The following is a 23,072-nucleotide window of genomic DNA, read 5'->3' as shown; positions in this document are numbered from 1 at the left end:
TCTCACCCTTCCTTTCATACGGATTTTTATGACAAATACTGAAGGAACATCCTTTAAAGACATTTTTTTCAAAGTCGGGTCCGCCCTTTTCCTGGGCGTTCTGGTTTTAATGCTGATTTTTACTCTTCTCCGTTCCGACGTGGAACAAGCCGGAATGGATATGCTGACCGGAAAAGCGAACATCAAAGCCGGAAAAATCGGCGGAAAAGATGTGCCCATGGATTCCTTTAATGCGGGTCGTCGTTACTGCTATCAAATATATCAGGGTCAAATTCCGGATAACCAGCTCGGTGAATGCGCCTTCATGATTCTAAAAGGAATGTTTGTCGCGAATACGATTGCAAATTCGCTAGGCTATACCGTTTCGGAAGAATTAATTCGGCAAAATCTTTGGGAAGAAGCTCAAAAAAGGGTAAAACTTTCTTATCGAGGTGCGGGATATTCCGACGACGAGATAGAGAAACCTGACCAAGTATATCGTCAGTTCTTAAAGGAAGCGCCGATGCGTTTCCGTATTGAGGCTGCAGTGCAAGGTTCTATCCAGGCAAATTTACTCCAATCGGATCTACGAAAAACCGATGACGAACTACTAGTACAATCCGAAGCATCTACGGCAAGAGTTGATTTAAACGCTCTCGTCTATACGGAAGAAGATCTAACAAAATTGGCCAACCAAAATGTGGAGCCGACCGATCTACAACTTAGAGAGCTGTATCAGAAGGAAATCACCGATTCTAATGCTCCCAAAGGAAAAGACGGGAAAATCGCCACTTTCGAAGAAAGAAAGTCCATCCTTCGCGGAAAATTTCTAATCGAAGCCCGTAAGTCAGCTATCGAAAACCTAAAAGCAAAAATTAAGGCCTTACAAAGCGAACCGGATGGACTTCACAAAGTAGCGGCTTTATTCGGGACTGGCACAGTAACGATTAGGGACAAGGCATTCGCGGATTTAAAGTCAGTCGCTTCTTCTAAAGGAAATTTTTCTCTGCTTACGGATAAACGGTTCTTCCAAGATCTAACTTCACAAGCTTTTGGTCAGAAAAAGAGCCTAGGTCCGTATAAGGATGCGGATAAGTACGCACTTGTCGAATTTGTAGCCGTTCGCTTCGGAAAGCCGGAAACTTCCACAGTACTTAGAATTAGAGATTCATCCGTAATCTTAAACGGGTTTCTAGCGGAAATCCCTCAAAGTGTCGCGGAAGAAATGACCGTAGAAAGGTTAGCTAAATCAGCGGAGGAATAATGCAAATCCGTGCCGAACTCGTAAATCCATTCCTGGAAGCGGCGACCATCGTCTTCCGGGACGTACTACAAACCGATTTGATCCGTGGAAAAATCGGAGTAAAGGATACTCCTGAAACGACATTGGAACTCGCAATCGTCATTGGCGTCTTGGGAACCTTCAATGGTGAAGTCGTTTACGGATTGAATTATGACGCCGCCTACAAGATCGCAAGTAAGCTGATGCCGGGAATGAGTGAACAGGATATTAAAAACGAGTACAAGGATATCTTGGGCGAAATCGCAAACATGACCACGGGAAATGCTATGAATATTTTCGCGACAGCAGGCCAATCTATCGAGATCACGGCCCCGAATATCGTAGACGCCAAAAACGAGACGATTAAGATTCCCAAAAAACAAGCGCTTGCCATTAATCTATTTTCCAAATTCGGAAAATTAGAAGTAAACGTTTCCCTTTCGTAAGGAAATTTTTAGAGATTAAAACGCTCGACGATCGATTACAAATCGTTGAGGCCGCAAAAAGAGATCTCTAAAACCGAGGTTCTAGAGATCTCTTTTTGAAAGATTTTCCAGTTCGGTTCGTAGTGGGGAAAATCTTCCCTTAGAATCCTCAGAACTTTTTTCCAGATACTTTACCAGAAATTTTCTTGCCCACTCGGCTTCACCTGCCTTGTGACTGGACTTAAATAGAAGATAAGCGCCTAAATCTCTTTCTTCCAATTGCTTTCTAAATTCGACCGAATTCGGATCCGATGCAATCGGATATTTGCGGCCGAAACGATTCCAGAAATCGATCAGATATGCGCGGGAATCGGCAAATCGTCCCTGCCGAAAAAGAGAATCACCTAATTGTAATAAAGCTTGCGCGCGGTACTCTGGAGGAGCTTCGGTCGCGACTTGCAAAAGCGAGGTTTGAGCCTCCGAATTTTTTCCCTGAGACCGCAATGAGCGCGCCGACTCGAGTAGGGTTTTCCACTTCATTTCCTCGTCCTGGCTCTCTGAGGCGGACGAATTTGTTTGAGTATCGATAAGTTTGGATAATTCCAGTTTTGCCTTCTCGGACGCTTCTCCTTGGCTTCCCGCAGCTTTCGTAAATTCCTCTTGGGCCGCGTTCTTTTCTCCATTACGAAGTCTTAATAATCCCCGTTCGTAGGCACCCTGACTCGGATCTTGGTCGTCCTTCTTTTTTGCTTTCCGAGTTTTTTTCCCGGTTATATTAGGCAATTGAGTCGACTTCGGTTTGACGGAAGGCGTTTGAATCGCCACAGAATCGAGCTCGGCAGGTTTACGATTCGAATCGCTTCCGATCGCAGTTTCCGAAGATTTACTTGTCTCGGTAGAATCCGCTTCCGGCGCGGACATCGGCTCTTCCCCCACAACCCCCGGGGATTGCGAAGGCACACTTAAAGTTTGTCGAGATTCCGCTTCTTCCGTGCCGGACCGATCTTCGGGAAACGGTAAAGGCAGGTCCGCCCAAATCAAAGTCGGTAAAGCCAAATAAATAATAAGAGAAGCAATATTGGACGATTTCAAATTCATTCTCTCAATTGTGGACCAGTTGTCTTCCCGGGCGGTTTTTCCAATCGTGAAGGTGCGTCGCCTTTGGATGAGGAGTTCTGCCCGGATTGGGATTTCGGTTCTAACTTGGGCGTGTTGTCGGAACTATTACTTGGAGCCGAGTCTTCTCGTGGGGGCCGTTCATTCTCGTTTGGAAAAAATACTCGGGAATCTCCCTCATTTCTTCGCGAATTGGAAAGCGTATTTCCCTCTTCCAGAGTGGCTTTCGGAGCCGACGGGCCTGCCTTAGGTCGATCCTGAGAATATCTTTCAATATCCAGGGAATTCGGCTTAGAATCGTTCAGGCGGGGATCACTCCAATGAATCTCCTTTCTCTTACGATTGTATTCTCGCTCGATATCCTCTAAAAAAAGGGCTTTTCGGTCTAAAACCTTGGCCCTATCTTCCTCTCCTGCCATCTCTAGGCCTTTCTGAAAGCTCAGCCATGCCAATGCCAATCCGATCAGTACCGCGAGAGCCATACCGGCCTTTCCGATCATTTTAACAGTTTGTGGGGGTAAGCCGCCTAAAATTCCGTCAATCGAGCCGCGAATACTTGTAAGAAATGAAAAAGGATTAAAGGCCATTGCGAATTCCTATGAGAATCATCGGTTTTTTTGCGGTTTTTTTCAAGGACATAATTACCGGAAAGTGTTCGGATTTTGACGCCTCAATCCGTTATGTTCCCCGCTCGAGAAGGAGCGGAAGCATTCGATTCGATCAAAAAGCGTTCAGAAAGAAGCAGGTGCAAAATTACCTGTCCGATAAACGCTTTAATAATTTATTTCTAATCTCTTATTTAAGACCGAGTAAAATAACCGACTCTTCCGTATATTGCTATTAAGAAAGATTCTCAAAAGCAAAACGACTAACGTAATTTACCTCATTACATTTTAGAATTATTCCAGTTAATTCAATAAATCGAATGTATCCTAACGTTGACAATTATCACCGAATTAAACTCTCCCCAACTCACTTCCTTGCTTGGCTTTTTATTCGAGTATCGAATCAATGGAAGTATCCCTTTCCACGGGAACGGAGAAACGATGAATTCCCAAAAATATAACGATCAAATCGTAAAAGGATTTATTATCTCTGCGTTGGTATGGGGCGTGGCTTCGATGCTAATCGGAACCTGGATCGCTTTCCAAATGGTATTCCCCGAATTAAATTTCGGTCCGTACTTCACTTTTGGACGATTACGCCCGCTTCATACAAATGCAGCCATATTTGGTTTTGCGCTCAGCATCATTTTTGCGACGGCCTATCATACCGTCCAAAGACTGTGCCGAGTTAGAATTTGGAGCGATCGGTTAGCGAATATTCATTTTGTATTATACAATTTGACGATAGCGTTAGCCGCTGTGACCCTTCCGTTAGGGCTAAATCAATCGAAAGAATATGCGGAACTTGAATGGCCGTTAGATCTCCTAATCGTTATTTGGTTCGTAATCTTTCTAGTGAATTTCTTCGGAACGATTTTCACTCGCGAAGAAAAACAACTTTATGCTGCGATTTGGTTCTACATTGCCTCGTTTGTTACGATTCCGATCCTATTCATCGTAAACAACCTCGCAGTTCCTGTCGGCTTAACCAAATCATATTCCCTGTTTTCCGGCGTGTATGACGCGAATATCCAGTGGTGGTACGGACACAATGCGGTCGCCTTCGTATTGACCACTCCATTCTTAGGATTGATGTATTATTATCTTCCTAAGCATATCAAACAACCTATCTATAGTCACAGATTATCGATCATACATTTCTGGTCCTTAATCTTCATTTATATTTGGGCCGGTCCACACCATTTGCTCTATACTCCTCTACCCGATTGGTTGCAAACCACCGGTATGGTTTTTAGTATAATGCTTTGGATGCCTTCTTGGGGAGGAATGTTAAACGGATTTTTGACACTCACTCAAGCGAAGGAAAAGATCAAGACGGATGCGACTCTGAAAATGTTATTAGTGGGAATTACCTTCTACGGTATGTCCACATTCGAAGGCCCGTTATTGTCGATTCGATCCGTCAGCGCATTAGGGCATAATACCGATTGGATTATCGGTCACGTTCACGGGGGGACCCTAGGCTGGGTCGGAATGCTTTCCTTCGCGGCTATTTATTATCTCGTTCCTAGGCTTTGGAACACAAATCTGTATTCGGAAAGGTTGGCCAATTTTCACTTCTGGGTCGCTACTCTAGGAATTTTACTCTATATCGTTTCGATGTGGGTCTCCGGAGTTACGGAAGGTTCGATGTGGAGAGCCGTAGACGAAACAGGAGCATTAAAGTACCCTAATTGGGTCCAAATCACCGAAGTTCTAAAACCGTTCCGTCTGTTCAGAGGTATCGCAGGTGTTCTTTACGTTAGTGGATTATTTGTGATGATCTACAACGTGATCAAGACGATCAAAACCGCTGGAAGTGGATGGAAAGAAATTGATCTACGTGTAGGCCTCAAGGAGGCAAAAGCATGAGCTGGTTTGATAAACTTTTAGATCGCTTTTCGAATCTCACCGAAAAATGGGAACAGAACGGAGTTAAATTCACGATCTATACTACGATCGCGGTTTTATGCGGCGGTATCTTCGAATTAATTCCTCCCTTCTTCCTCTCGAAGACGGCGGAACCGATTGCGAATGTAAAACCTTACACCGCCTTAGAACTGGCCGGGCGAGACGTTTACCAAAAGGAAGGCTGTAATAATTGCCATACCCAAATGATCCGTCCGTTCAAATGGGAAGTCGATCGATTCGATCCGCAAAAAGCGTTCGGTCGAGACGGGTATTCCAAAGCGGGGGAATTCGTTTACGATCATCCATTTTTATGGGGATCGAAACGGACTGGACCGGATCTAGCTCACGAATCTCAAATACAGCCCTCGGCGGAATGGCACAAAACGCATCTCATCAATCCGAGAGACACTGCTAAAGGATCGGTTATGCCTGGGTATCCGTGGCTATTCGAAGAGAGCGCTAAGCTCGATCCGGAAAAGATTGCCGCCCATTTGAGAGGATTACGTAGCGTCGGAGTTCCTTACACCGATGCGGAAATTCAAACCGGGATCGCAGAACTTTCCGGAAAAACCGAAGGCGACGCGCTAATAGCTTACCTGTTAAAAATGGGTCGAGACAGCGCCGAACTTTCTAAAAGTTTAAAGTAGGAAGCATAGATGGATTTAGATACATTACAAATCTACAAAGCGCTAAGACTTCCGGTCTTAGTCATTGCAATCGCCATCATCTTTGCGTACGTTTACGCTCGAAAACGCAAAGATCGCATGGAAAAACCGAAATACCGCATGTTAGAGGAGGATTGATCTATGAGCGATCCAAATAAGGAATTTGACGGCATCAAGCAATCCAACAATCCTCTTCCTGCATGGTGGGTTTGGGTTTGGTTCGGCTCGATCGTATTTGCAATCGCCTATGCAATATACTTTCACGGTTTTTCGTCTTGGGAAACCAAAGAGCAATATGAAGCACAGGTGTTAGATTACGAAAAAGAATTTCCGAATAAAAATAAGGTGATAGTATCGAACGGAGGCGCAGACCCGTTTCGCGGGGATGAAAAAGCCATTGCCGCAGGTCAGGCAACTTTTCAGACCTATTGCGTCGCCTGTCACGGCCCGACAGGAGAAGGTTTAGTCGGACCGAATTTAATGGATAAAGAATGGCTGCATGGAAATACGGATGCGGAGCTTTATGAAGAGATAATGAAAGGAATCGGCCCTGATAAGGCGAAGTTGGGTCGAGGACCGATGCCTCCGCACGAAAATTCCTTAGGTTCCGAAAAAGTTTATCAGGTCATCGCTTGGTTAGCTTCAAGGAATCCGAGTTTAAAAGCCTCCAAGTGAAATTTGATGCTCGTACCCGCCGCTTCGCGGCGGGTCGATTCGGAGGAATCTAAATGGTTATTTCTCGCCCAATGTCGGGAAGGATCAGAAGTGCCAGAACGATAGTTCAAACTTTTCTAATCCTATTATTCTTTGGAACGCCTTGGCTACGTTGGGATCAACTCCCTCTCATTCGTTTGGACATCCCGGAGAGGAAATTCTTTCTTTTAGGTAATATCTTCACGCCCCAAGAAGGTTATTTTTTACATCTATTCCTTTTGGGTATGGGACTTTCCCTCTTTCTCTTCACCTCCTTGATCGGGAGGGTTTGGTGCGGCTGGGCCTGTCCTCAGACTATCTATACTGATTTATTCGATGTCGTCGGAAGATTCACCTTAGGATCGAAATACGGCAAGAAGGATGCCCCCATCATAGGGAAGATAGGAACTCATCTCATTTGGATCCTAGTTAGCTTACTAGCATCCTTAGCATGGATCTCTTATTTTGCGGATCCTTATTTGATGATAGCCGACATTCGATCCGTTTCTGAAACTCATTTAATGCCAAATTGGGCGTACTTCACGGGATTCTTTACATTCGCGATGTACGCGGATATGGCCTTCATCCGAGAACAGTTTTGCAAATATGCCTGTCCTTATGCTCGCTTTCAAACAGTTATGATGGACGGAGATTCCGTTAATATCACGTACGATTATAAGAGAGGAGAACCTCGCCGAAAAGGTACCGTTAAAATCGGAGATTGCACCGCCTGCAATATGTGTCTCGTAGTTTGTCCTACAGGGATCGATATTCGAGAAGGAACCAACGTCGGCTGCATTGCCTGCGGAAAATGTGCCGACGCGTGCACGCATCAGATGGCGAAAGAAGGAAAGAAAACTCTCATCGGATACTGGTCGGAAAACGAAATCGCTTCCCGTAATCGCCAGATAAGATGGATCCGTCCGCGAACGCTAGTTTACGGCGGATTATTAACATTGGTTCTTACGGTTGCTAGTCTTTTGCTGTGGACCCGGGTACCTATGTATCTTTCGGTGCTGCCGGATCGGAATTTACAACCGATGGCGCTTCCCGGAGGGACCATCCGTAATTTCTACGAAGTGCAAATACAAAATTTGACATTCGAAGAAAGGAAACTTAGATTCCAAGTCGAAAAAACTGATATTGATGGGGAATTGCATATTCTAGTGGGAGGAACCGAAGAGGCAGTCGTAAACCTTCCTTCTAATTCGAATATGCATTATCGATTAATCCTAGAATTAAGGAATCTTGAGGGACAAGATGCTTCTAAAAGAAGTCACGAAATTGTTTTAAAAGTATTCGATCTTGAAAAACCCGTTTTTGCAAAAACGAATACGATTCCTTTCCTACTACCGGTAGGAATCGCATTTAAGCAAATAGGAGGAACTAATATTGCATCCCAGCCTTAAACGAGCATTCATTCTAATCGGTCTTTGCTTTGCAGGACTGATTTTCGCGACCGTTTGGACGGTAAACGTAGCTACGTCGAGTCACACTCCGCCCGTTGAAAAAGATTATTATGAGAAGGGACTTAAATACGAAGCTGCGATTGCAGAGCAGCGAAGTATGATTTCGAAAGGATACGAACTCCAAGGAGCTTGGCTTGAGGGCGAAGTTCCTATAAAGGTCGGAAAACAAAAATTACAGCTAAAGCTTCTTAGGCAAAATGTTCCGATCATAGGAGCTAAGTTAAGAGTTCGGTTCGAAAAAAGCGCAACGGATGCGTTTAACAGACAAGCGGAATTCAAGGAACTGAAACCGGGAACCTACGAGGCGGAATTAGAGATTCCGATATCCGGTCCTTGGTCGGCAACGGTTATTGCAAAAACGGACGAGGGAGCGTTTGAACGAACCAAGCAGTTGAGTATCATACGGTGATTGAATATTGCTATCATTGCAATTCCCCTATCGGGAAGGACTTGATAGAAAAGAAAATTCTAGGAGTCGATAGACATTACTGCTGTAACGGATGCGCCGAACTTTCTTCCCTTCTCTTAGGAAGCGAACTCGGACGATTTTACGATATCAGGGGTGGGCAGAAACTCAATCCTGTGGGGGATATATCCGAGATAACCGGAGATACTCGGCTCGAAACCGAATCGGTCTACAAAGAATATGTAGAAAACTCAGAACCGGGTAAATCGATCGTGAGGATCAGCGTCGGAGGAATCCATTGTAGCGCTTGCATTTGGCTGATCGAAACTGCCCTTTCTAAATTACCGGGAGTTTTTTCCGCTAGAATGAATTTTGCCACCTCCAGGTTGAGCGTGGAATTCGACCGGAATCAACTCAACCTTACGAGCCTATTCTCTTCCATTCGAAAACTTGGATATACTCCTAACTTATACTCTCCCTACAAGTCGGAAGCAAAAGTCGAAAAACCGTTTAAAGATTTAGCACTTAGAATGGCGGTTGCCGGATTTTGTTGGGGAAACATCATGCTCTTCTCCGCCGGACTATACGCGGGTTATTTCGAAGGAATGGATTTAGGAATCAAAAAACTATTCCATTATGTTTCTTGGATATTGGCCACACCGGTTTACGTATTTTCCGGTTATCCGTTTTGGAAAGGTGCCCTGGAATCGTGGAAAAGAAGATTTTTGTCCATGGACACTCTCCTTTTTTTAGGAGTAAGCATGGCCTACTTTTATAGCGTTTACGTAACGATCACCGACAAAGGCGAGGTCTATTTCGATTCGGTGTGTACGATCTACTTTTTTATACTTCTAGGCAAGTATCTCGAAGCGCATATTCGATATAAAGCAAGTGCAAAAGTCGGAGAGTTGCTTTCCCTTTTGCCGGAAGAATACGAGGTACAGAGAGACGGTGACTGGAAAAAAGTTCCGACTTCGCTTATTGACGCCGGAGATAAAATCAAATTGGTATCCGGCAATAAGGTTCCGGTCGACGGAAAATTAGATTCTACGGATGCTTATTTTGACGAGTCGGTAATAACCGGTGAAAGCCAACCGGTTCACAAAACGAAAGAAGATTCGATTCGCGCAGGTTCTATTTGCCTTTCGAGCGGAATCTATTTTTACGCGACCGGAACTTCTTCGCAAAGCACGTTAGCTCAGATCGGTCGGCTTTTAGAAGAATCCCTCCTGACTAAACCAAAACTACAGAGAACAACGGACACATTAGCATCCATATTCGTAAAGGTAGTCTTATTTGTTGCATTGATCACATTCGCGTATTGGTGGAACGCCGTTTCATTAGAGATTGCGATTTTAAATACGATCAGTGTTTTAATTGTGGCCTGCCCTTGTGCGTTGGGTTTAAGCGTTCCAGCGGCCTTGGTTGTAAGTCATTTACTTCAGTCCCAGGCGGGAATTTTAGTCAAAAATCCTGAATCCGTAGAAACGCTGGCGAAGGCGGACAGGTTTTTCTTTGATAAAACGGGCACCCTGACTACGGGAAAGTTGGAATTGGTAGAAGAGAAAATTCTCGGTCAAGAAAAACCTCTCGAATACAGAAATTTGGCTTATGCATTAGAGGTGAACTCTTCTCATCCGTTAGCTCGATCTCTCGTTCGTGCATTGGGGACCGAAACTTCCATAAAGACCAAGGAAACTTCTCCCCGAAACGAATTTTTCTGGAAGGATCTAAAGGAAATATCCGGAGGTGGAATCGAGGCAAAACGAGCCGGCGAAAACGGAACCATATATAGGATCGGAAGCAAAGGATTTACTTCGCAAATCGGTTCCGTCAACGACGGCTGGATTTATTTGAGTAAGGATCGACATCCTATCGCAGCCTGGAAATTCGGAGATACGGCAAGGCCCGATGCGAAAGCAAGTATTTCATTGCTTAAATCTGTAATTCCTAATCTAGAACTTTTGTCCGGCGATTCGCCAGAAAAAGTCCAAGCTCTCGCCAACGAATTAGGAATCCTTGAATATACCGGAAACCTTTCGCCGGCAGATAAAAGACAACGAATCATCGAAGCACAGCGAAACGGAGAAACTGTCGTAATGGTGGGCGACGGAATCAACGACTCGGCCTGTATTGCCCAAGCTAATCTAGGCATTTCCATGGGAATCGGATCCGATTTAAGTCTAGATCGTTCCGATTTGATTTTAGTCCAGAATCGACTCGATGCACTCCCGAAAGCCGTTTCCATTTCCAAATCGACTCGTCGAATAATTCTTCAGAATATTATGCTATCATTAACTTATAATTCTATTATGATTCCTATCGCCGCATTCGGATACATGCTGCCCGTTATTTGCGCTGGATTTATGACTCTTAGTTCGATAACGGTCGTATTAAATTCCATATCATTGAGAAGGAGAGTATCACTTTGAACGCTTTATATATGACGATTCCCTTAGCGTTGATAATCGCATTCGGCTCGTTCTTTGTCTTTCTTTGGAGTTACAAATCCGGTCAATACGAGGATATCGAAGGACCGAAATATAGAATGCTCTTCGATGATGATCAGACCGAACCCGATCACTCGGAAAAGGCGCCAAAAAAATGATTCTTCCGATTTTAGGCGCCGCGTTCTTGCACGGATTGACGAGTTCTCTTCATTGTGTGGGAATGTGTGGACCTTTTGCGGGAACGTTATCCCTAGCTTCCGGTCAACGCTCGAGAAAAGAAAATGCGTTTTTGCAGCTTTGCTATAATCTCGGGCGACTCGGCTCATATTCTTTGATCGGCGCTCTACTCGGGTTCGTCGGCCAGGGAGCGAATCTAGTTTCAACCGAACTCGGTTTTATTCGAGAAATCGCCGCATGGATTTCCGGGATTTTTGTAATCGTATTCGGGCTCTCTCTCTTACTCGGAGGAGGAGTCTCGAGCGCTTCGGCTTCTTTTGCCAATCGAATTTTGGGAAAGGTTGCACGGCCGATCTTGGAAGCCCTACGTGAAAATAGCGACAAACCGTTTCGACTCGGTCTAATCGGATTCAATTTCGGTTTAGTGACCGGCCTTTTACCTTGCGGCGTCTTGTATCCCGCCTTTGCACTTGCGTTCGCAACAGGTTCTCCTTTGAACGGAGGCGCAGTGATGGCTAGTTTTTTTATAGGTACTTTCCCGCTACTTTTTGCCTTCGGTTACGGATTCCGATCGCTTGCCCTCAAGTTGAAAGGAAACACTGCAAGATTTGCAGGAACACTGGTCATCTTGATCGGAATCGGATGGATTTTCTTTCGCTTCGGTCATGATCATTCCAATCATACAGGACACAAACCGGCTCCATCCGAATCTCATTCGCACCACGGACATTGATGGACTTCCTACAGGCAGGATAAGATCGTAAAAAAACTGTCTTTTTCCGTTTGAGACGAATTTTCTTTTCCTATATTTCCTACTCTTCTCTTCCGTTTTTCCATATTCGATCTAAAGTCTTTTCGCAGGATTTCGATTGTAAAATATAGGATGGGCGCTACTCTCCAATATCGGAACTATCGAATGACTGACTCGATTCGTAATTATACAGATTCCCTCCTCCGAGATTTAGAGGAAAACGAGGGTGGTTTTTTTAAGATCGAGAATTTAGACGGATTAGCTTATTTAACGGTTTTTCCTTCGGGAAAAAAAGGTAAGAGCGTAGAAATTAGAGAAGTTTTCAAACGCCTAGAGGTCTTTAAAATTTCGGAGAGCTCCGAAGAGGAAGTGAAGCGAGTCGTCAAAAACAGAGATGGAGAACCCCATTTTATCGGGAAATGGCCCGGAAAACCGGAAGCTAGTCATATAGAATTAAAAATCTCCGAAGATAAAATGACTGCGCACGCGATATTGCAACCGCCCAAATACGGCGGGAAAGTTCTTTCAGAAGTGGAAATCCTTTTTGAACTAAAAAAAGAAGGGATAGAATTCGGAATTAAATCGGAAGAGATCGCGCGCCTAGCAAAGGCGGAAGAATACGGAAAGCGGGTTTTAATCGCGATCGGCGAGCCTCCGATTCCGGGAAGCGACGGAGATTTACGAATTTTATTTCAACATCCGAGTATTCCAAAATTGGAAGAAGACGAATTCGGTAGAGTAGATTTCAAAAATATTCAAATTATCCAGAGTGTGAAAAAAAACCAGAAGTTAGCCGAGAAGATTTCCCCTTCTCCCGGCAAACCGGGTAAGAACGTTAATGGGGACCTCCTCCCGTTTGAAGAAGGAAAACCTGCGGAGTGGAAATTAGGCTCCAATGTAAAAATCTCGGAAGATAAAAATCAGATTTTTGCCCTTATAGACGGACGACCTATCGTCGATCGTTACGGAGTTATTCGCGTGGACGAAGTTTGTCACCTCGACCATGTGGATTTTTCAACGGGTAATATCAACTTTCCCGGAACGATTATCGTAGAAGAATCCATTGCCGACGGATTTGTCCTCGAGACGGAAGGTTCTATCGTCGTTAAAAAGTCGGTAGGAAAAGTCTTTTTAAAAGCCGGCGGCGACATCGTTCTTTCGGGCGGCTTCATGGGCAGAAACGGCGGCTTAATCGAATCCGGCGCCGATATCTACGCCAAGTTCGTGGAGCAGGGAAAAATGATCGCAAAGAATTCCATCTTTATCGAGGAAGCCTCGATGCACTCGGAATTGATCGCCGGCGAGTCGATCCTGGTCCGTGGAGGACGCGGGGAATTGATAGGCGGACAATGCGTCGCCGGAAAGAATATCACCTGTTCCAAACTCGGAGCCATCGTGGAAACTAAGACGGTACTGAGCTGCGGAATGCCGCCGGAATTATTAACCGAACTCGAAGATTTAAAGGCGGAAGTTCGAAAAAATCACGACGTTTTGAAGAAAGTAGAAGCGAGCATCGTAAAATTAAACGACGATTCGCAACGGAGAACTCTTTCTAACGAGGAAAAAGAAAGCTTACCTAAGCTCCAAGCGATCAAACAAAAATACCAATCAATACTTGAAAACTTACTTGCCCAGGAACAGTCTGTCATACTTTCCTTCGATCCGGATAAAAACGCTTATATCGAAGTAGAGCGGGAGATTTTTCCCGGAGTCGATGCAAACCTGGGTAGAAATCGGAGCTTTAAGGTTAAATTAAAGGAAATTCCCGGACCGTCGTTTTTATTCCTTGGAACGGACGGACAAGTGGTTCATTCTAAAGTTCGGCCGAAACGATTAGGAATTCTGCAGGAAGATTCTCCGAATTTAGAATCCGGGCCTTAATTCGACTTAATCGTGCCGATTAATCGACATGACTTCGATTTTAAAATATCCCGACCGGGGAATTTCATTCGATCGATCGGAACAAATCCTGGCAAGAAGGAATCCCCCCGGATTCCTCCATTGATGCGCACGGAGTCTTGAGCAAATCATCCATGCAACGCCGAACTTTCGCGATTTGCTCGTCGGTCACTTTTTCATAATCGTCCGGGAGAATGCTCTGGTCCTTCTGGTTCTCCATACATTGTTCTAAAGAATAGAATTCGGATTTCGCCTCCTCTTGTTCCGATACGGATAAGGATTCCAGATACATTGCGGAGCATTCCAGGTTCTTCCGGCATAATTCTCGAATATAAGAAGAACTTAAATTTTTAACTTCTTCTCGCGAAAGAGACGGTCCTTTTCGACAGACCGAAACGAATAACGACAAAAATAGGAAAAATACGATAATTTTGGGATTCATCAGCTCGATAACCTTTTTGAAACGATTACGAGTATTAGGAAACAAGATTTTGCCTAAAAATTAAGGCTAAATCCTATTTCATTTTTGTGAGAATGAGACGGTTCCCCTTCCCGGATTGATCCACATAAAAGTGATCTGTGAGTTTACGCACTAGATATAATCCGATTCCTTCCTCTCGGTAATCCCCAAGATCGTAACCTCTCATATCCGAAAGATTTTTCTGAACCCCGAAGTCGCGAATCCTAACTTCCATTCGATTATCGAAAATCAAGATTTCCAGAAAAATCGGATATCCGTGTTTGCCTAGATATGCGTGCTTAATTACGTTGAGAAGACATTCGCCGACCGCCAATTTCAGGTCCGCGGAGTCGTATAACGTGAAGCCGGATTCCCTAGCTAGATTATAAACGAAGTTCCGCGCCACAGATACGTAACGCGGATGAGATGGGATCTGGATCCGAAACTGGTTTGAATAGCTCGTCTGTTTAGGATCAGTCAACCTAAACTCCTCAATGGTTTCGGATCATTATTAGAAATTACCCTCTTGGATGGAATTTCTTATGAACTTCCTTCAGGGTTTTATTGGCCATGTGAGTATATATCTGAGTCGTAGAAATATCGATATGTCCCAATAGTTCTTGAACAGATTTGAGGTCTGCGTGATTTTCCAAAAGATGAGTCGCAAAGGAGTGTCTCAGCGTATGAGGGGTGACTTTCTTTTTGATATTCGTTCTTTTAATATAATGATTCAGAAGTCTCCAGACAGACTTACGATTGATAAACGAACCTTTCTTCGATACGAACAAATAATCGCAATTTCGGTTCTTCAGAATATAGGGTCTGCTTTGTTTAAGATATCTGTTGAGAATGTCCAAGGATTTCTCGCCGAACGGAACCAGTCTTTGACGTCCGCCCTTACCTTCCACAGTTAAAGTCATCCCGGCCATATCCATGTCCGTTAAGCGAAGATTACAAGCCTCCGAAATCCGGAGACCGGAGGAATATAAAAGTTCGAAAATGCATTTATCTCTTAGTTCATAGAGATGATCTTCGCGAATCGCGCTAAAAAGTTCCTCGATTTCTTCCTGAGTCAGATAGTCGGGAATGGAGCGCATCACTTCGGGAGTTTCGATTTTCTCCGTCGGATTCGAATCTAATTTCTTTTCGTCTTTGAGAAACTTATAGAATTGCCGAATTGCGACGACCTCACGAGCGATCGTCTTAGCGGAAATTTTTCGATTCCTTTCTTCATTGAGGAAACGAACTATGTCGTTCGCCTGAACTTCTAAGAAGTCGATATGTTCCTTTTCCAGGAAGTTCTTAAACTTGTTTAAATCGTACCCGTATGAGTAGATCGAATTGTCGCTCAGACCCTTCTCTACCGAAAGGTATTCCTGGAAATTTTGGAGTAAATTCTTATGAGAAGATGTCACTTTCTTAGTCCCGCTTCTACGTATTACAGTACTAATTCCTTCGGACAAATTCTCCCACTAGATTGAAACTTTTTTAAGATTGCGGTATGGGAAGGCCCGTAAATTATACAAATTCGACGGAAGAAAATGACTTTTTTTAGTCAAATTTTATCCCTCCACCGGAAAAAACCTACGGAAATGAGACAGAAGTTCCGACACGCATTTGCGATTCTTATGTCCCTAATCCTTGTTTCCTGCGATTCTTCACAGGAATGGGTAAATCTTGCTCGTGAAAAACACTCTCAAGGCAATATTGCGGAAGCGCTTTACTACTACGATTTGGCGCTTAGAAAAAATCCTGATAACGTAGTCGCGAATCGGAATTTAGGAATTCTTTTAGCGGAAAGCAACGAAGCGCCGGGCTCTGCGGCATTCTATTTAGAAAAAGCGCATATAAAGGATCCGAAGAATCCGGATATCCTTCTCTATTTATTAGAAATTTATTTAAAGGCAGGATCGAAAACCGAGTCCGATCGGGTTTTAAAATCTTTCGCCGATGGATGGGATAAGGATAGGGAAAGCCTGGCAAAGTTTCTGAAAGAATGTTTATTGGATGAGAAAAAAAATCCGAGCGAAAGAAAGCGCTTTCAAGAAAATCGAATTCCGGATGCGAACCCGGCTTCCAAGCGAATGTTTCGAGAGTGCGAAGAGAAACTATATCCGGAAATTTCCGGAAAATCGTAAAAACAGAATCTTTTGAAACCATTCACTTTTCTTAAAATATTCGTTCTGGTATCATTAGTATTTGGAATATTAGAAATATCACTTAGACTTCCCTATTTTCAGTCCGTTCGGTTTAAATTAGCTGATAAGGAGCTACATTGTCTTTCTGAAGATCGCCTTCCCTGGATACGACTTTGTCCGAATCGACGACTAACCCTCTTTCACCCTGCGAAGGGATACTCTTATAATATACGGACCGACGAGAACGGCGAACGAATCAGTTACGAACCGGGAACAACACCGCTTGCGGTTCAAAAGCGAATCTGGATATTAGGAGATTCCGTCGCCATGGGGTATTTAGTGGAAGATCGAGAGTCGATTTCATGGCAATTAGCCGAAAGGATAGGTTTTTCAGGTCGAGTCAGGAATCTAGGAGTGGATGCGGTCGGCACCTTCGGCATTCAGGAGAGACTGGGAGAAGTACTGCTGCAATCCGATCCTCCGAATGTCGCTTATTGGATTTATCATATTTCCGACGTCGCCGATTCTTTTCGGGAAGAAGCTTTATTTGAATCTAAAGCAAGACGACTCTTAACCAGAATTTCCTTCTACTTATCCCGATACAGCGCCGTCTTTAACGGATGGAAAACACTGTGGGAGAATTACCGTCCGGCACTTGCCGAAAATCGAATTTCTTTACGAGACGAAACCGCGACAGAATCGTTAGGGGAAGATCATCCGCATCGCCGGGCACTGAGGCGCTTATTTGATTTTTGCGAGGATAAAAAAATTCCTTTGGTGATCGTATTTCTTCCGGAACCTAACTCCGCAAATCAACCGATCTTTCAATCGCCTATCTTAAACGACGTCCAGTCTCTCGCTCTTGAAAATCGAATTTCGGTCTTGGATTTGAGACCAAGGCTGGAATCGAATTGGAAAAAGAAGCATGAACGGTTTTTCCTGGCTCGCGACGGACATCCGAATCCGTATACTTACGGACTCATAGCCGATTTTCTGAACGAAGATTTAACTCGCCGTTAAAACTGGAAATACAGAAACGGTTGGCTTACGGTTACGCTATAAAGAATAAAGCAAATGGATAGTAAAACTGCAGAAATCGAGTAAACCCAAATCGGCTTATCCGTAAGTTTCTCCAGTATCGGAATCTTTCGATCCACGATATAATCTCCCGCCATGAGAGCGACTACCGCAACCAATAACGGAAGAGGAACGTCCAGAGGTAATCCGTTAGCGGCAGTAAACGCTCGAGTCGTCATAGTCCAGGCGACGTCGATACTTCCGTCATATCCTGGCGCAGCTTTAGCTCGAAAGAAAAACATCGATACCGCAAAGAAAAAGAAAGTATATGCGATTTTTATAATTTGCGGAACTTTTTCCCAAGCGTCCGAAATCCGTTTAAACGACAGAATAAATCGTTCTATCACCATTAGGAAAGCGTGAATCGCTCCCCAAATAATAAAATTCCAGTCGGCGCCGTGCCAAATTCCGCTCACAAAGGTGGTAAGAAACAGATTTAGATACATTCTAGGAATGCCTTTCTTGTTTCCGCCCAGCGGAATGTACACGTATTCCCTCAACCAGGAACTGAATGAGATGTGCCAGCGCCTCCAAAGCTCCGTAATCGACTGGGATAAAAACGGTTCCCGAAAATTTGCCGGGATATGATATCCCATAATCCGTCCCGTCCCGATAGCAACGTCAGAGTAGCCGGAAAAATCGCAATAAACTTGAAAGGAGAATAGGACGGCGGAAATCGATAATGCTTCCCATCCGAATATGGACGGATTTCCATAGACAGGATCGATGATTAAGGCAATCGGGTCCGCAACAAACGTCTTTTTAAATAGCCCCCAGGCTATCTGGCGAATCCCGGGAAGCAGATTCTCTTTCTGAAATCTATATTCTTCCAAAAATTGGTGGAGCATATCCTGAGCACGAATGATCGGGCCGGCCACTAATTGCGGGAAGAAACTCAAAAATAGACCGAACTGGAAAAGATTCTTAGCTCTCTCCACATGACCGCGATAGACGTCCACCGCGTATCCTATCGCTTGCAAAGTAAAGAAAGAGATTCCCATAGGGAGAAGGACGCCCGAGGGATAAGCGAAGCAAGATTCGCAGGGCTGCAGACCTAAAATCGTATTCCAAGCGATAAAGGAAAAATCCAGATACTTGAAAAAATAGAGAAGGAGTAGATTTCCCCATACCACCAAATTCAAAAAAAATAATTTTCCGGATTTAGTGACTGCCTTATCCATCCACACTACGCAGTAATAAGTCAGGACGATCGAATAAATTAATAACGCGACGAACGGAACCCTAAAAACCGCATAGAAATACAAGCTGGTTAAAAGTAGCCACCACTTCTGAAACCTAGCGGGAAGTAGAAAATAAACTGCGATGACAACGGGCGCAAAAATTAAATATTGAACCGAATTAAAGAGCAAATGGGCTCTCCTTTAAATGTTTGGCAATCGCTTCCGCCAACCATTGGTTTCCGATCTTGGTAAAATGTCCGTCTTCCGGAATAAAATGATCTAGTATGCCTATGCGCCGTCCGTCCGTTCCGATCTTGCACATAGTTACGGTATCCTTCTTCAGTCTCATCACCGGGATTCCTTTCTTTTCGAAGTAGGATGCGGACCGAATCGCATAATTTTCCAATTTATGATATTTCCCGTTATTATAACAATATATCTCTTCCACCTGAATGGGAACGATTACCGGAATCAATCGAAACCCTTTCTCCTTTGCAAGAGCGATCATTCCATCGTAGCTACGTTGCGTTAATTCAGGTAAAGGTTCTAACTCGGTCAATTTCGGTATAGTATCCGAACAGCGAACATCGGCAGGAACCGGTTCCGGACAAATCGGTCCTAACGCGGCCTCCTTCATTACCGGCGCCACGGGGGAACAGTTCGGCCGCTTAGGAGGATGATAAAAGGAATTCTTAATATACGATCCTAAGTTTTCTCCCGGTTGCGAATTTTCGGACATTCCGGCTGACTTAATTTCGTTCGCGATATTCATTTTGGTCACTGAGGCAGTGACCGATAATTGCTCCCAAGCCAACTTCATAGCTTGCAAAGCGTAAGACCATTTCGTCAGTTCGAATTGAATTCGGAAATTTCTTCTATAATTCGGATCCGATTCTCTCGCAGCATCCGTCTGATCGTCGGGAAGGATTCCTTTAGCAGCCAACGCTTCCGGCATATCGAAATCATTCGGCGAAATGAAGAATAGAACTTCGGAAACATGATCCAGTCGAGCGGATATATCTTTCAACCTCAAATACGAACCCGAAGAACCGTAGGCATCCACTCCTAAATTCAGAGACTGTCGGGCGCCCCCCTTTAGCTCCAGACCATCCAGCAAAGAGCAAAACGTATCCGGATCTCCCACTCCAAAACCCATCACAAGACTATCACCTAGGCATAGTAGCTTCGGTTTATTCGAAATCGGATCTTTTGTTCCGCGTAAACCTAGGGAATTCGTGGAAATTTGGCCCTCCCATTTCCCCGCAAAATGCCTTACAAAGAGAGATTGATTAGGCTCTAAGCCAACGTAGTAATCCGGATGGTACTGATGAAGAACTTTTAGATCTCTATAGTACTGGAGAGACGGGGATTTGAGGAAGCGAAGTCCGACTTCCGTCCCCAGGAATGCGATTCCTACTAAAAAGAGAATCCATCCTGCCTTTTTCGCAAAACTCATGGATACGGGAAGCATCGGCGAAGGGGTCAGACTGGCAAGCCAATTCGATTCGAATGGTTTAGTTTCAAAAGACGGATTCTGCTCTCAAAAAAAAGATATACTTTACAAGAAACCAGTCTAAACAATACAATCAATTTAGAATCATTCTAAATTGATAGAGGTTTTCAGATATGTCTCATAAAGTCGTAATTATCGGTTCCGGTCCTGCCGGGCATACGGCAGCAATTTATGCAGCGAGAGCCAATCTTCGCCCTGTAATGTACGAAGGTTTTATGGCCGGAGGAATTGCTGCCGGAGGTCAATTAACGACTACGACCGAAGTGGAAAACTTTCCCGGGTTTCCGGAAGGAATCGACGGGACTCACTTAACTCAGCTTTTCCGAGCTCAGTCGGAAAAATACGGCACTACGATCCATACTCAAAATATTACGAAGGTGGATTTCTCTTCCAGACCATTCAAGCTCTGGTCAGATGATGAATTGATCGAAGCCGAGTCCGTTATCATCGCAACCGGGGCTACGGCTAAACGGATGTTCATTGCAGGAGAAGATTCCTATTGGCAAAAAGGAATATCCGCTTGCGCGGTTTGTGACGGCGCACTTCCTATTTATAGAAACAAAGAACTAGCCGTAATCGGAGGCGGAGATTCCGCCGTAGAAGAAGCTTCTCATTTAACGAAGTTTGCCTCGAAAGTATATTTGCTGCATAGGCGGGATAGTCTTCGCGCATCTAAAATCATGCAAAAGCGTGCGACAACCCATCCGAAAATCGAAATTCTTTGGAACACTGCCGTGGAAGCAGCATCGGGAAACGGTAACCAATTAACCGCGCTCACAATTAAGGATATTCCCTCCGGCAAGACCAGGGAACTTCCTGTCGGAGGACTCTTTTACGCAATCGGTCATAAACCGAATACGGAAATCTTCGAAGGTCAATTGGATTTAGACGAGACCGGTTATATTAAAACAGTCCCAGGAACTACAAAGACCAATATAGAAGGAGTTTTTGCAGCCGGAGACGTTCAAGATAAAAACTATAGGCAAGCGATTACTGCGGCAGGTTCCGGTTGCATGGCTGCTTTAGAGGCGGAGCGTTGGTTGGAATCTAGAGAGGAATAATCTTAGGAAAGAAACGTCGCGAAATAAGTCAAGGTCTCGCGACGAGCTGGCCCTTTTTCGATGCGGTATCGTAAATAAATACTGTAGGTAGAGAGGGCTTCTTCTTTCCCCCCAAAGTTATATCTTCTTCCCTGCGAACGATCATAACCAATCTATCTTTAGGAGAATCCGGGAGAAATTTTTCCAAATAATGTTTTTTGGGAAGCACCTGGATCAATTCTTCGGTAATCGGATCGTAGACGAATACTTTCTTCGAATCCTTCTGATTCAAATATCCGTCCTTATTGGTATCCTCGGGCATCCCCACCACGATAAACTTTCGACCGGTTTGCAATCCCGGAAAAGCGTCAGGATTCGGTTCGACGGATTCGTTAGTACGGACAATTTCCGTCTCTTCCTGCGCGTAGAAATAATCCCAAATATAAACGCTCTTGGTAAATACTTTCCGAATTTTACCGCTTAACAAATCGACAACGACTAGATTCTGGGCATGATTTAAAGTTTTGCGCGGTCCAAAATTCTCCCTATCCCGATTCAGATTTAAGGGATAATAGAGAAAGCGCCCCCAAGCGACGGAAGAATGCTCCAACAAATCGTCATCCGGTTCCACATATACCGTCTCACTTTTGTTAGAGGATGATTTGGAAATTTCAATCCCCCGATCATAGACAAACCAGCTTTTTAACAGAGCATATACCAGAATCACAACTATGATCGCAATGACCAAGTAAACCGATAAGCGAAGTTTTTCCATGGTGGGAAGCAAAGATTCCGGCTACCAAGGACCCAGGTCAATCTAGTTTTAGCCCTACTATACTCTTCCTAAACCGTGCTTTTTATTTTCTCTCCAAAACACCGGAGCGTTCAGGTACGTTTAAGGCGGATGAAATTTCTCCGGTGTCTTCGCGCAGCAAAGTCAATGGATTGTAGGTGTCGGGAATCACCTTACCGTCCACAACGAAATTATAAAGATACTCTCCCGGTTTCAATTTCTTCACGATTCTAAAAACGCCGTTTCTTTCCCTTTCCATAAAATCCGCTTCCGGATCCCAATGATTGAAATCCCCCACGAGAGTCACCGATTCGGCTTGAGGTTGATAAATTCGAAACTCAACGGTTCTAAATTCTTTTTCTTCGTGAGGCGAATCATCTAGTATTCTGGTACTAATCTGTTTATTCGGCCCGCCTTGTCGATAGGCGATTCTAGACACCAGGGAGCCCACGCCATCCTCATACGTATCGGAATTACCGGGATCGTGGGTAAAAAGGCCATCCACTCTAAATTTATACTCATAGGCCGGCTTTGGATCGTAAGAAGTATCCCCGACTATATCTATAATTCCATAAAAAACGCCCTTATCATTTTTTTGTAACGGGATACATTGCCAGTGGTTGAATTCTCCGCAAACGCTTACCTCGTCGTTTTGTAAACCTTCGTAAGTAAACAAAACGCCTCGATTCAGCAATTTCCCCGTTTGTAAGGACGTGGCAGTATCCACGTATCGAATAAACCTAGGCGGGACCGCCCGCCTCAAATTTTCAAACTGCCAAAAATAATAGATTTTTTCCTCCGAGAGGGCTTCCTCGCCTTCTTCGTAATCCACGGATCGGAAAGCGCCGATCCAGTCCTCCGCCTCGTCGGCGGCTAGAGCGAAAGTAAGAATTAGGGTCAAAAATACGACTGCCTTGGTTTTGTTGGCCGGAATCATTCTGTAGCGATTGTCGTAGAAAAACCCGGAAACCCTAAGCGGATTTCCGGAGTCTTATAGATGGATCCGACATAAGGAAAAATTCTTTGATCTTTTTCGATTAAG

Annotated in this window: 24 protein-coding genes; 15 read left to right on the top strand and 9 right to left on the bottom strand. The window is 44.3% G+C overall.

Annotation, left to right across the window (positions count from 1 at the left end; translation table 11 throughout):
• Positions 1-28 precede the first annotated feature (28 nt).
• Positions 29-1,243 carry a hypothetical protein gene (locus tag LEP1GSC050_RS02900; protein ID WP_010569562.1) on the top strand — a complete coding sequence of 405 codons (1,215 nt, stop codon included), beginning with the start codon at positions 29-31 and terminating at the stop codon, positions 1,241-1,243.
• Complete coding sequence (locus tag LEP1GSC050_RS02895; protein WP_010569561.1) at positions 1,243-1,707, top strand: chemotaxis protein CheX; 465 nt, start codon at positions 1,243-1,245, stop codon at positions 1,705-1,707. The genes LEP1GSC050_RS02900 and LEP1GSC050_RS02895 overlap by 1 nt, the downstream gene beginning before the upstream one ends.
• A gap of 81 nt (positions 1,708-1,788) precedes the next feature.
• Here the strand turns inward: LEP1GSC050_RS02895 and LEP1GSC050_RS02890 are convergent, their stop codons facing one another.
• Together LEP1GSC050_RS02890 and LEP1GSC050_RS02885 are read right to left on the bottom strand one after the other, a co-directional pair.
• Positions 1,789-2,784 carry a tetratricopeptide repeat protein gene (locus LEP1GSC050_RS02890; protein WP_010569560.1) on the bottom strand — a complete coding sequence of 332 codons (996 nt, stop codon included), beginning with the start codon at positions 2,782-2,784 and terminating at the stop codon, positions 1,789-1,791.
• Positions 2,781-3,389: an LIC_11485 family protein gene (locus LEP1GSC050_RS02885; RefSeq protein WP_010569559.1), complete on the bottom strand. Its 609-nt coding sequence runs from the start codon at positions 3,387-3,389 to the stop codon at positions 2,781-2,783. Before LEP1GSC050_RS02885 ends, LEP1GSC050_RS02890 begins: the two co-directional genes overlap by 4 nt.
• A gap of 459 nt (positions 3,390-3,848) precedes the next feature.
• On the opposite strand from LEP1GSC050_RS02885, the gene ccoN reads away from it, so the two are divergent.
• The 10 genes from ccoN to LEP1GSC050_RS02830 all read left to right on the top strand — a co-directional run bounded on the left by ccoN (position 3,849) and on the right by LEP1GSC050_RS02830 (position 13,810).
• Positions 3,849-5,279, top strand: coding sequence for a cytochrome-c oxidase, cbb3-type subunit I (gene ccoN / locus LEP1GSC050_RS02875; RefSeq protein WP_040910957.1), 1,431 nt, complete (start codon positions 3,849-3,851; stop codon positions 5,277-5,279).
• Entirely contained in the window at positions 5,276-5,965 is a 690-nt protein-coding gene (locus LEP1GSC050_RS02870) for a cbb3-type cytochrome c oxidase subunit II (protein WP_010569556.1), read from the top strand. Before ccoN ends, LEP1GSC050_RS02870 begins: the two co-directional genes overlap by 4 nt.
• Before the next feature lie 9 nt (positions 5,966-5,974).
• The gene (locus tag LEP1GSC050_RS02865; protein ID WP_010418992.1) at positions 5,975-6,121 is read left to right on the top strand and encodes a hypothetical protein; all 147 of its coding nucleotides are present in this window, start codon (positions 5,975-5,977) and stop codon (positions 6,119-6,121) included.
• Positions 6,122-6,124: 3 nt separating this feature from the next.
• A complete protein-coding gene (locus LEP1GSC050_RS02860) occupies positions 6,125-6,658 on the top strand; it encodes a cbb3-type cytochrome c oxidase N-terminal domain-containing protein (protein WP_010569555.1) in 534 nt (177 codons plus the stop codon).
• Positions 6,659-6,711: 53 nt separating this feature from the next.
• On the top strand, positions 6,712-8,085 hold the full coding sequence (gene ccoG / locus LEP1GSC050_RS02855; RefSeq protein WP_010569554.1) for a cytochrome c oxidase accessory protein CcoG: 1,374 nt from the start codon (positions 6,712-6,714) through the stop codon (positions 8,083-8,085).
• Entirely contained in the window at positions 8,069-8,554 is a 486-nt protein-coding gene (locus LEP1GSC050_RS02850; protein ID WP_010569553.1) for a FixH family protein, read from the top strand. Before ccoG ends, LEP1GSC050_RS02850 begins: the two co-directional genes overlap by 17 nt.
• Positions 8,551-10,983, top strand: a complete 2,433-nt coding sequence (locus LEP1GSC050_RS02845) for a heavy metal translocating P-type ATPase (protein WP_040910854.1) — start codon at positions 8,551-8,553, stop codon at positions 10,981-10,983. The genes LEP1GSC050_RS02850 and LEP1GSC050_RS02845 overlap by 4 nt, the downstream gene beginning before the upstream one ends.
• Positions 10,980-11,159: a cbb3-type cytochrome oxidase assembly protein CcoS gene (gene ccoS, locus LEP1GSC050_RS02840; RefSeq protein WP_010569551.1), complete on the top strand. Its 180-nt coding sequence runs from the start codon at positions 10,980-10,982 to the stop codon at positions 11,157-11,159. Before LEP1GSC050_RS02845 ends, ccoS begins: the two co-directional genes overlap by 4 nt.
• Positions 11,156-11,911 carry a sulfite exporter TauE/SafE family protein gene (locus LEP1GSC050_RS02835; protein WP_010569550.1) on the top strand — a complete coding sequence of 252 codons (756 nt, stop codon included), beginning with the start codon at positions 11,156-11,158 and terminating at the stop codon, positions 11,909-11,911. The genes ccoS and LEP1GSC050_RS02835 overlap by 4 nt, the downstream gene beginning before the upstream one ends.
• A 183-nt stretch (positions 11,912-12,094) precedes the next feature.
• Positions 12,095-13,810 carry a DUF342 domain-containing protein gene (locus tag LEP1GSC050_RS02830; RefSeq protein ID WP_020986975.1) on the top strand — a complete coding sequence of 572 codons (1,716 nt, stop codon included), beginning with the start codon at positions 12,095-12,097 and terminating at the stop codon, positions 13,808-13,810.
• A gap of 64 nt (positions 13,811-13,874) precedes the next feature.
• Here LEP1GSC050_RS02830 and LEP1GSC050_RS02825 read toward each other — a convergent pair whose 3' ends face one another.
• The 3 genes from LEP1GSC050_RS02825 to xerD form a co-directional block, all read right to left on the bottom strand.
• Positions 13,875-14,279 (bottom strand): LA_2478/LA_2722/LA_4182 family protein, encoded by a 405-nt coding sequence (locus LEP1GSC050_RS02825; protein ID WP_040910955.1) that lies wholly within the window; start codon positions 14,277-14,279, stop codon positions 13,875-13,877.
• 64 nt (positions 14,280-14,343) lie between these two features.
• Entirely contained in the window at positions 14,344-14,769 is a 426-nt protein-coding gene (locus tag LEP1GSC050_RS02820) for an ATP-binding protein (RefSeq protein ID WP_010569548.1), read from the bottom strand.
• Positions 14,770-14,806: 37 nt separating this feature from the next.
• The gene (xerD, locus tag LEP1GSC050_RS02815; protein ID WP_040910953.1) at positions 14,807-15,703 is read right to left on the bottom strand and encodes a site-specific tyrosine recombinase XerD; all 897 of its coding nucleotides are present in this window, start codon (positions 15,701-15,703) and stop codon (positions 14,807-14,809) included.
• A 126-nt stretch (positions 15,704-15,829) separates the two neighbouring features.
• Here xerD and LEP1GSC050_RS02810 point away from each other — a divergent pair, with 126 nt between their 5' ends.
• Together LEP1GSC050_RS02810 and LEP1GSC050_RS02805 are read left to right on the top strand one after the other, a co-directional pair.
• A complete protein-coding gene (locus LEP1GSC050_RS02810; protein WP_010569546.1) occupies positions 15,830-16,426 on the top strand; it encodes a tetratricopeptide repeat protein in 597 nt (198 codons plus the stop codon).
• A gap of 12 nt (positions 16,427-16,438) precedes the next feature.
• Entirely contained in the window at positions 16,439-17,446 is a 1,008-nt protein-coding gene (locus LEP1GSC050_RS02805) for an LA_2486 family SGNH/GDSL-type esterase (protein ID WP_010569545.1), read from the top strand.
• On the opposite strand, the gene LEP1GSC050_RS02800 is transcribed toward LEP1GSC050_RS02805, so the two are convergent.
• Complete coding sequence (locus tag LEP1GSC050_RS02800; RefSeq protein WP_020987034.1) at positions 17,443-18,873, bottom strand: MBOAT family O-acyltransferase; 1,431 nt, start codon at positions 18,871-18,873, stop codon at positions 17,443-17,445. The two genes, LEP1GSC050_RS02805 and LEP1GSC050_RS02800, sit on opposite strands and share 4 nt — an antisense overlap.
• Positions 18,863-20,140 (bottom strand): LA_2490 family SGNH/GDSL-type esterase, encoded by a 1,278-nt coding sequence (locus LEP1GSC050_RS02795; RefSeq protein WP_010569544.1) that lies wholly within the window; start codon positions 20,138-20,140, stop codon positions 18,863-18,865. The genes LEP1GSC050_RS02800 and LEP1GSC050_RS02795 overlap by 11 nt, the downstream gene beginning before the upstream one ends.
• Positions 20,141-20,310: 170 nt before the next feature.
• On the opposite strand from LEP1GSC050_RS02795, the gene trxB reads away from it, so the two are divergent.
• A complete protein-coding gene (gene trxB / locus LEP1GSC050_RS02790) occupies positions 20,311-21,258 on the top strand; it encodes a thioredoxin-disulfide reductase (RefSeq protein WP_010569543.1) in 948 nt (315 codons plus the stop codon).
• A gap of 28 nt (positions 21,259-21,286) precedes the next feature.
• Here the strand turns inward: trxB and LEP1GSC050_RS02785 are convergent, their stop codons facing one another.
• Together LEP1GSC050_RS02785 and LEP1GSC050_RS02780 are read right to left on the bottom strand one after the other, a co-directional pair.
• Positions 21,287-22,012: a hypothetical protein gene (locus LEP1GSC050_RS02785; protein ID WP_010569542.1), complete on the bottom strand. Its 726-nt coding sequence runs from the start codon at positions 22,010-22,012 to the stop codon at positions 21,287-21,289.
• Between the two features lie 82 nt (positions 22,013-22,094).
• Entirely contained in the window at positions 22,095-22,967 is an 873-nt protein-coding gene (locus tag LEP1GSC050_RS02780; RefSeq protein ID WP_010569541.1) for a hypothetical protein, read from the bottom strand.
• Positions 22,968-23,072 lie beyond the last annotated feature (105 nt).

It is taken from the genome of Leptospira broomii serovar Hurstbridge str. 5399, assembly GCF_000243715.2.
Taxonomy (GTDB): domain Bacteria; phylum Spirochaetota; class Leptospiria; order Leptospirales; family Leptospiraceae; genus Leptospira_B; species Leptospira_B broomii.
Note: the sequence above shows the minus strand (reverse complement) of the source record. Positions and strands in the feature narration are given on the sequence as shown.

Excerpts from the sequence above, each read along its gene's own strand:
- LEP1GSC050_RS02900 (WP_010569562.1), top strand. The coding sequence starts at position 29 with ATGACAAATACTGAAGGAACATCCTTTAAAGACATTTTTTTCAAAGTC.
- LEP1GSC050_RS02895 (WP_010569561.1), top strand. The coding sequence starts at position 1,243 with ATGCAAATCCGTGCCGAACTCGTAAATCCATTCCTGGAAGCGGCGACC.
- LEP1GSC050_RS02890 (WP_010569560.1), bottom strand. The coding sequence starts at position 2,784 with ATGAATTTGAAATCGTCCAATATTGCTTCTCTTATTATTTATTTGGCT.
- LEP1GSC050_RS02885 (WP_010569559.1), bottom strand. The coding sequence starts at position 3,389 with ATGGCCTTTAATCCTTTTTCATTTCTTACAAGTATTCGCGGCTCGATT.
- ccoN (WP_040910957.1), top strand. The coding sequence starts at position 3,849 with ATGAATTCCCAAAAATATAACGATCAAATCGTAAAAGGATTTATTATC.
- LEP1GSC050_RS02870 (WP_010569556.1), top strand. The coding sequence starts at position 5,276 with ATGAGCTGGTTTGATAAACTTTTAGATCGCTTTTCGAATCTCACCGAA.
- LEP1GSC050_RS02865 (WP_010418992.1), top strand. The coding sequence starts at position 5,975 with ATGGATTTAGATACATTACAAATCTACAAAGCGCTAAGACTTCCGGTC.
- LEP1GSC050_RS02860 (WP_010569555.1), top strand. The coding sequence starts at position 6,125 with ATGAGCGATCCAAATAAGGAATTTGACGGCATCAAGCAATCCAACAAT.
- ccoG (WP_010569554.1), top strand. The coding sequence starts at position 6,712 with ATGGTTATTTCTCGCCCAATGTCGGGAAGGATCAGAAGTGCCAGAACG.
- LEP1GSC050_RS02835 (WP_010569550.1), top strand. The coding sequence starts at position 11,156 with ATGATTCTTCCGATTTTAGGCGCCGCGTTCTTGCACGGATTGACGAGT.
- LEP1GSC050_RS02830 (WP_020986975.1), top strand. The coding sequence starts at position 12,095 with ATGACTGACTCGATTCGTAATTATACAGATTCCCTCCTCCGAGATTTA.
- LEP1GSC050_RS02810 (WP_010569546.1), top strand. The coding sequence starts at position 15,830 with ATGACTTTTTTTAGTCAAATTTTATCCCTCCACCGGAAAAAACCTACG.
- LEP1GSC050_RS02795 (WP_010569544.1), bottom strand. The coding sequence starts at position 20,140 with ATGAGTTTTGCGAAAAAGGCAGGATGGATTCTCTTTTTAGTAGGAATC.
- trxB (WP_010569543.1), top strand. The coding sequence starts at position 20,311 with ATGTCTCATAAAGTCGTAATTATCGGTTCCGGTCCTGCCGGGCATACG.
- LEP1GSC050_RS02785 (WP_010569542.1), bottom strand. The coding sequence starts at position 22,012 with ATGGAAAAACTTCGCTTATCGGTTTACTTGGTCATTGCGATCATAGTT.
- LEP1GSC050_RS02780 (WP_010569541.1), bottom strand. The coding sequence starts at position 22,967 with ATGATTCCGGCCAACAAAACCAAGGCAGTCGTATTTTTGACCCTAATT.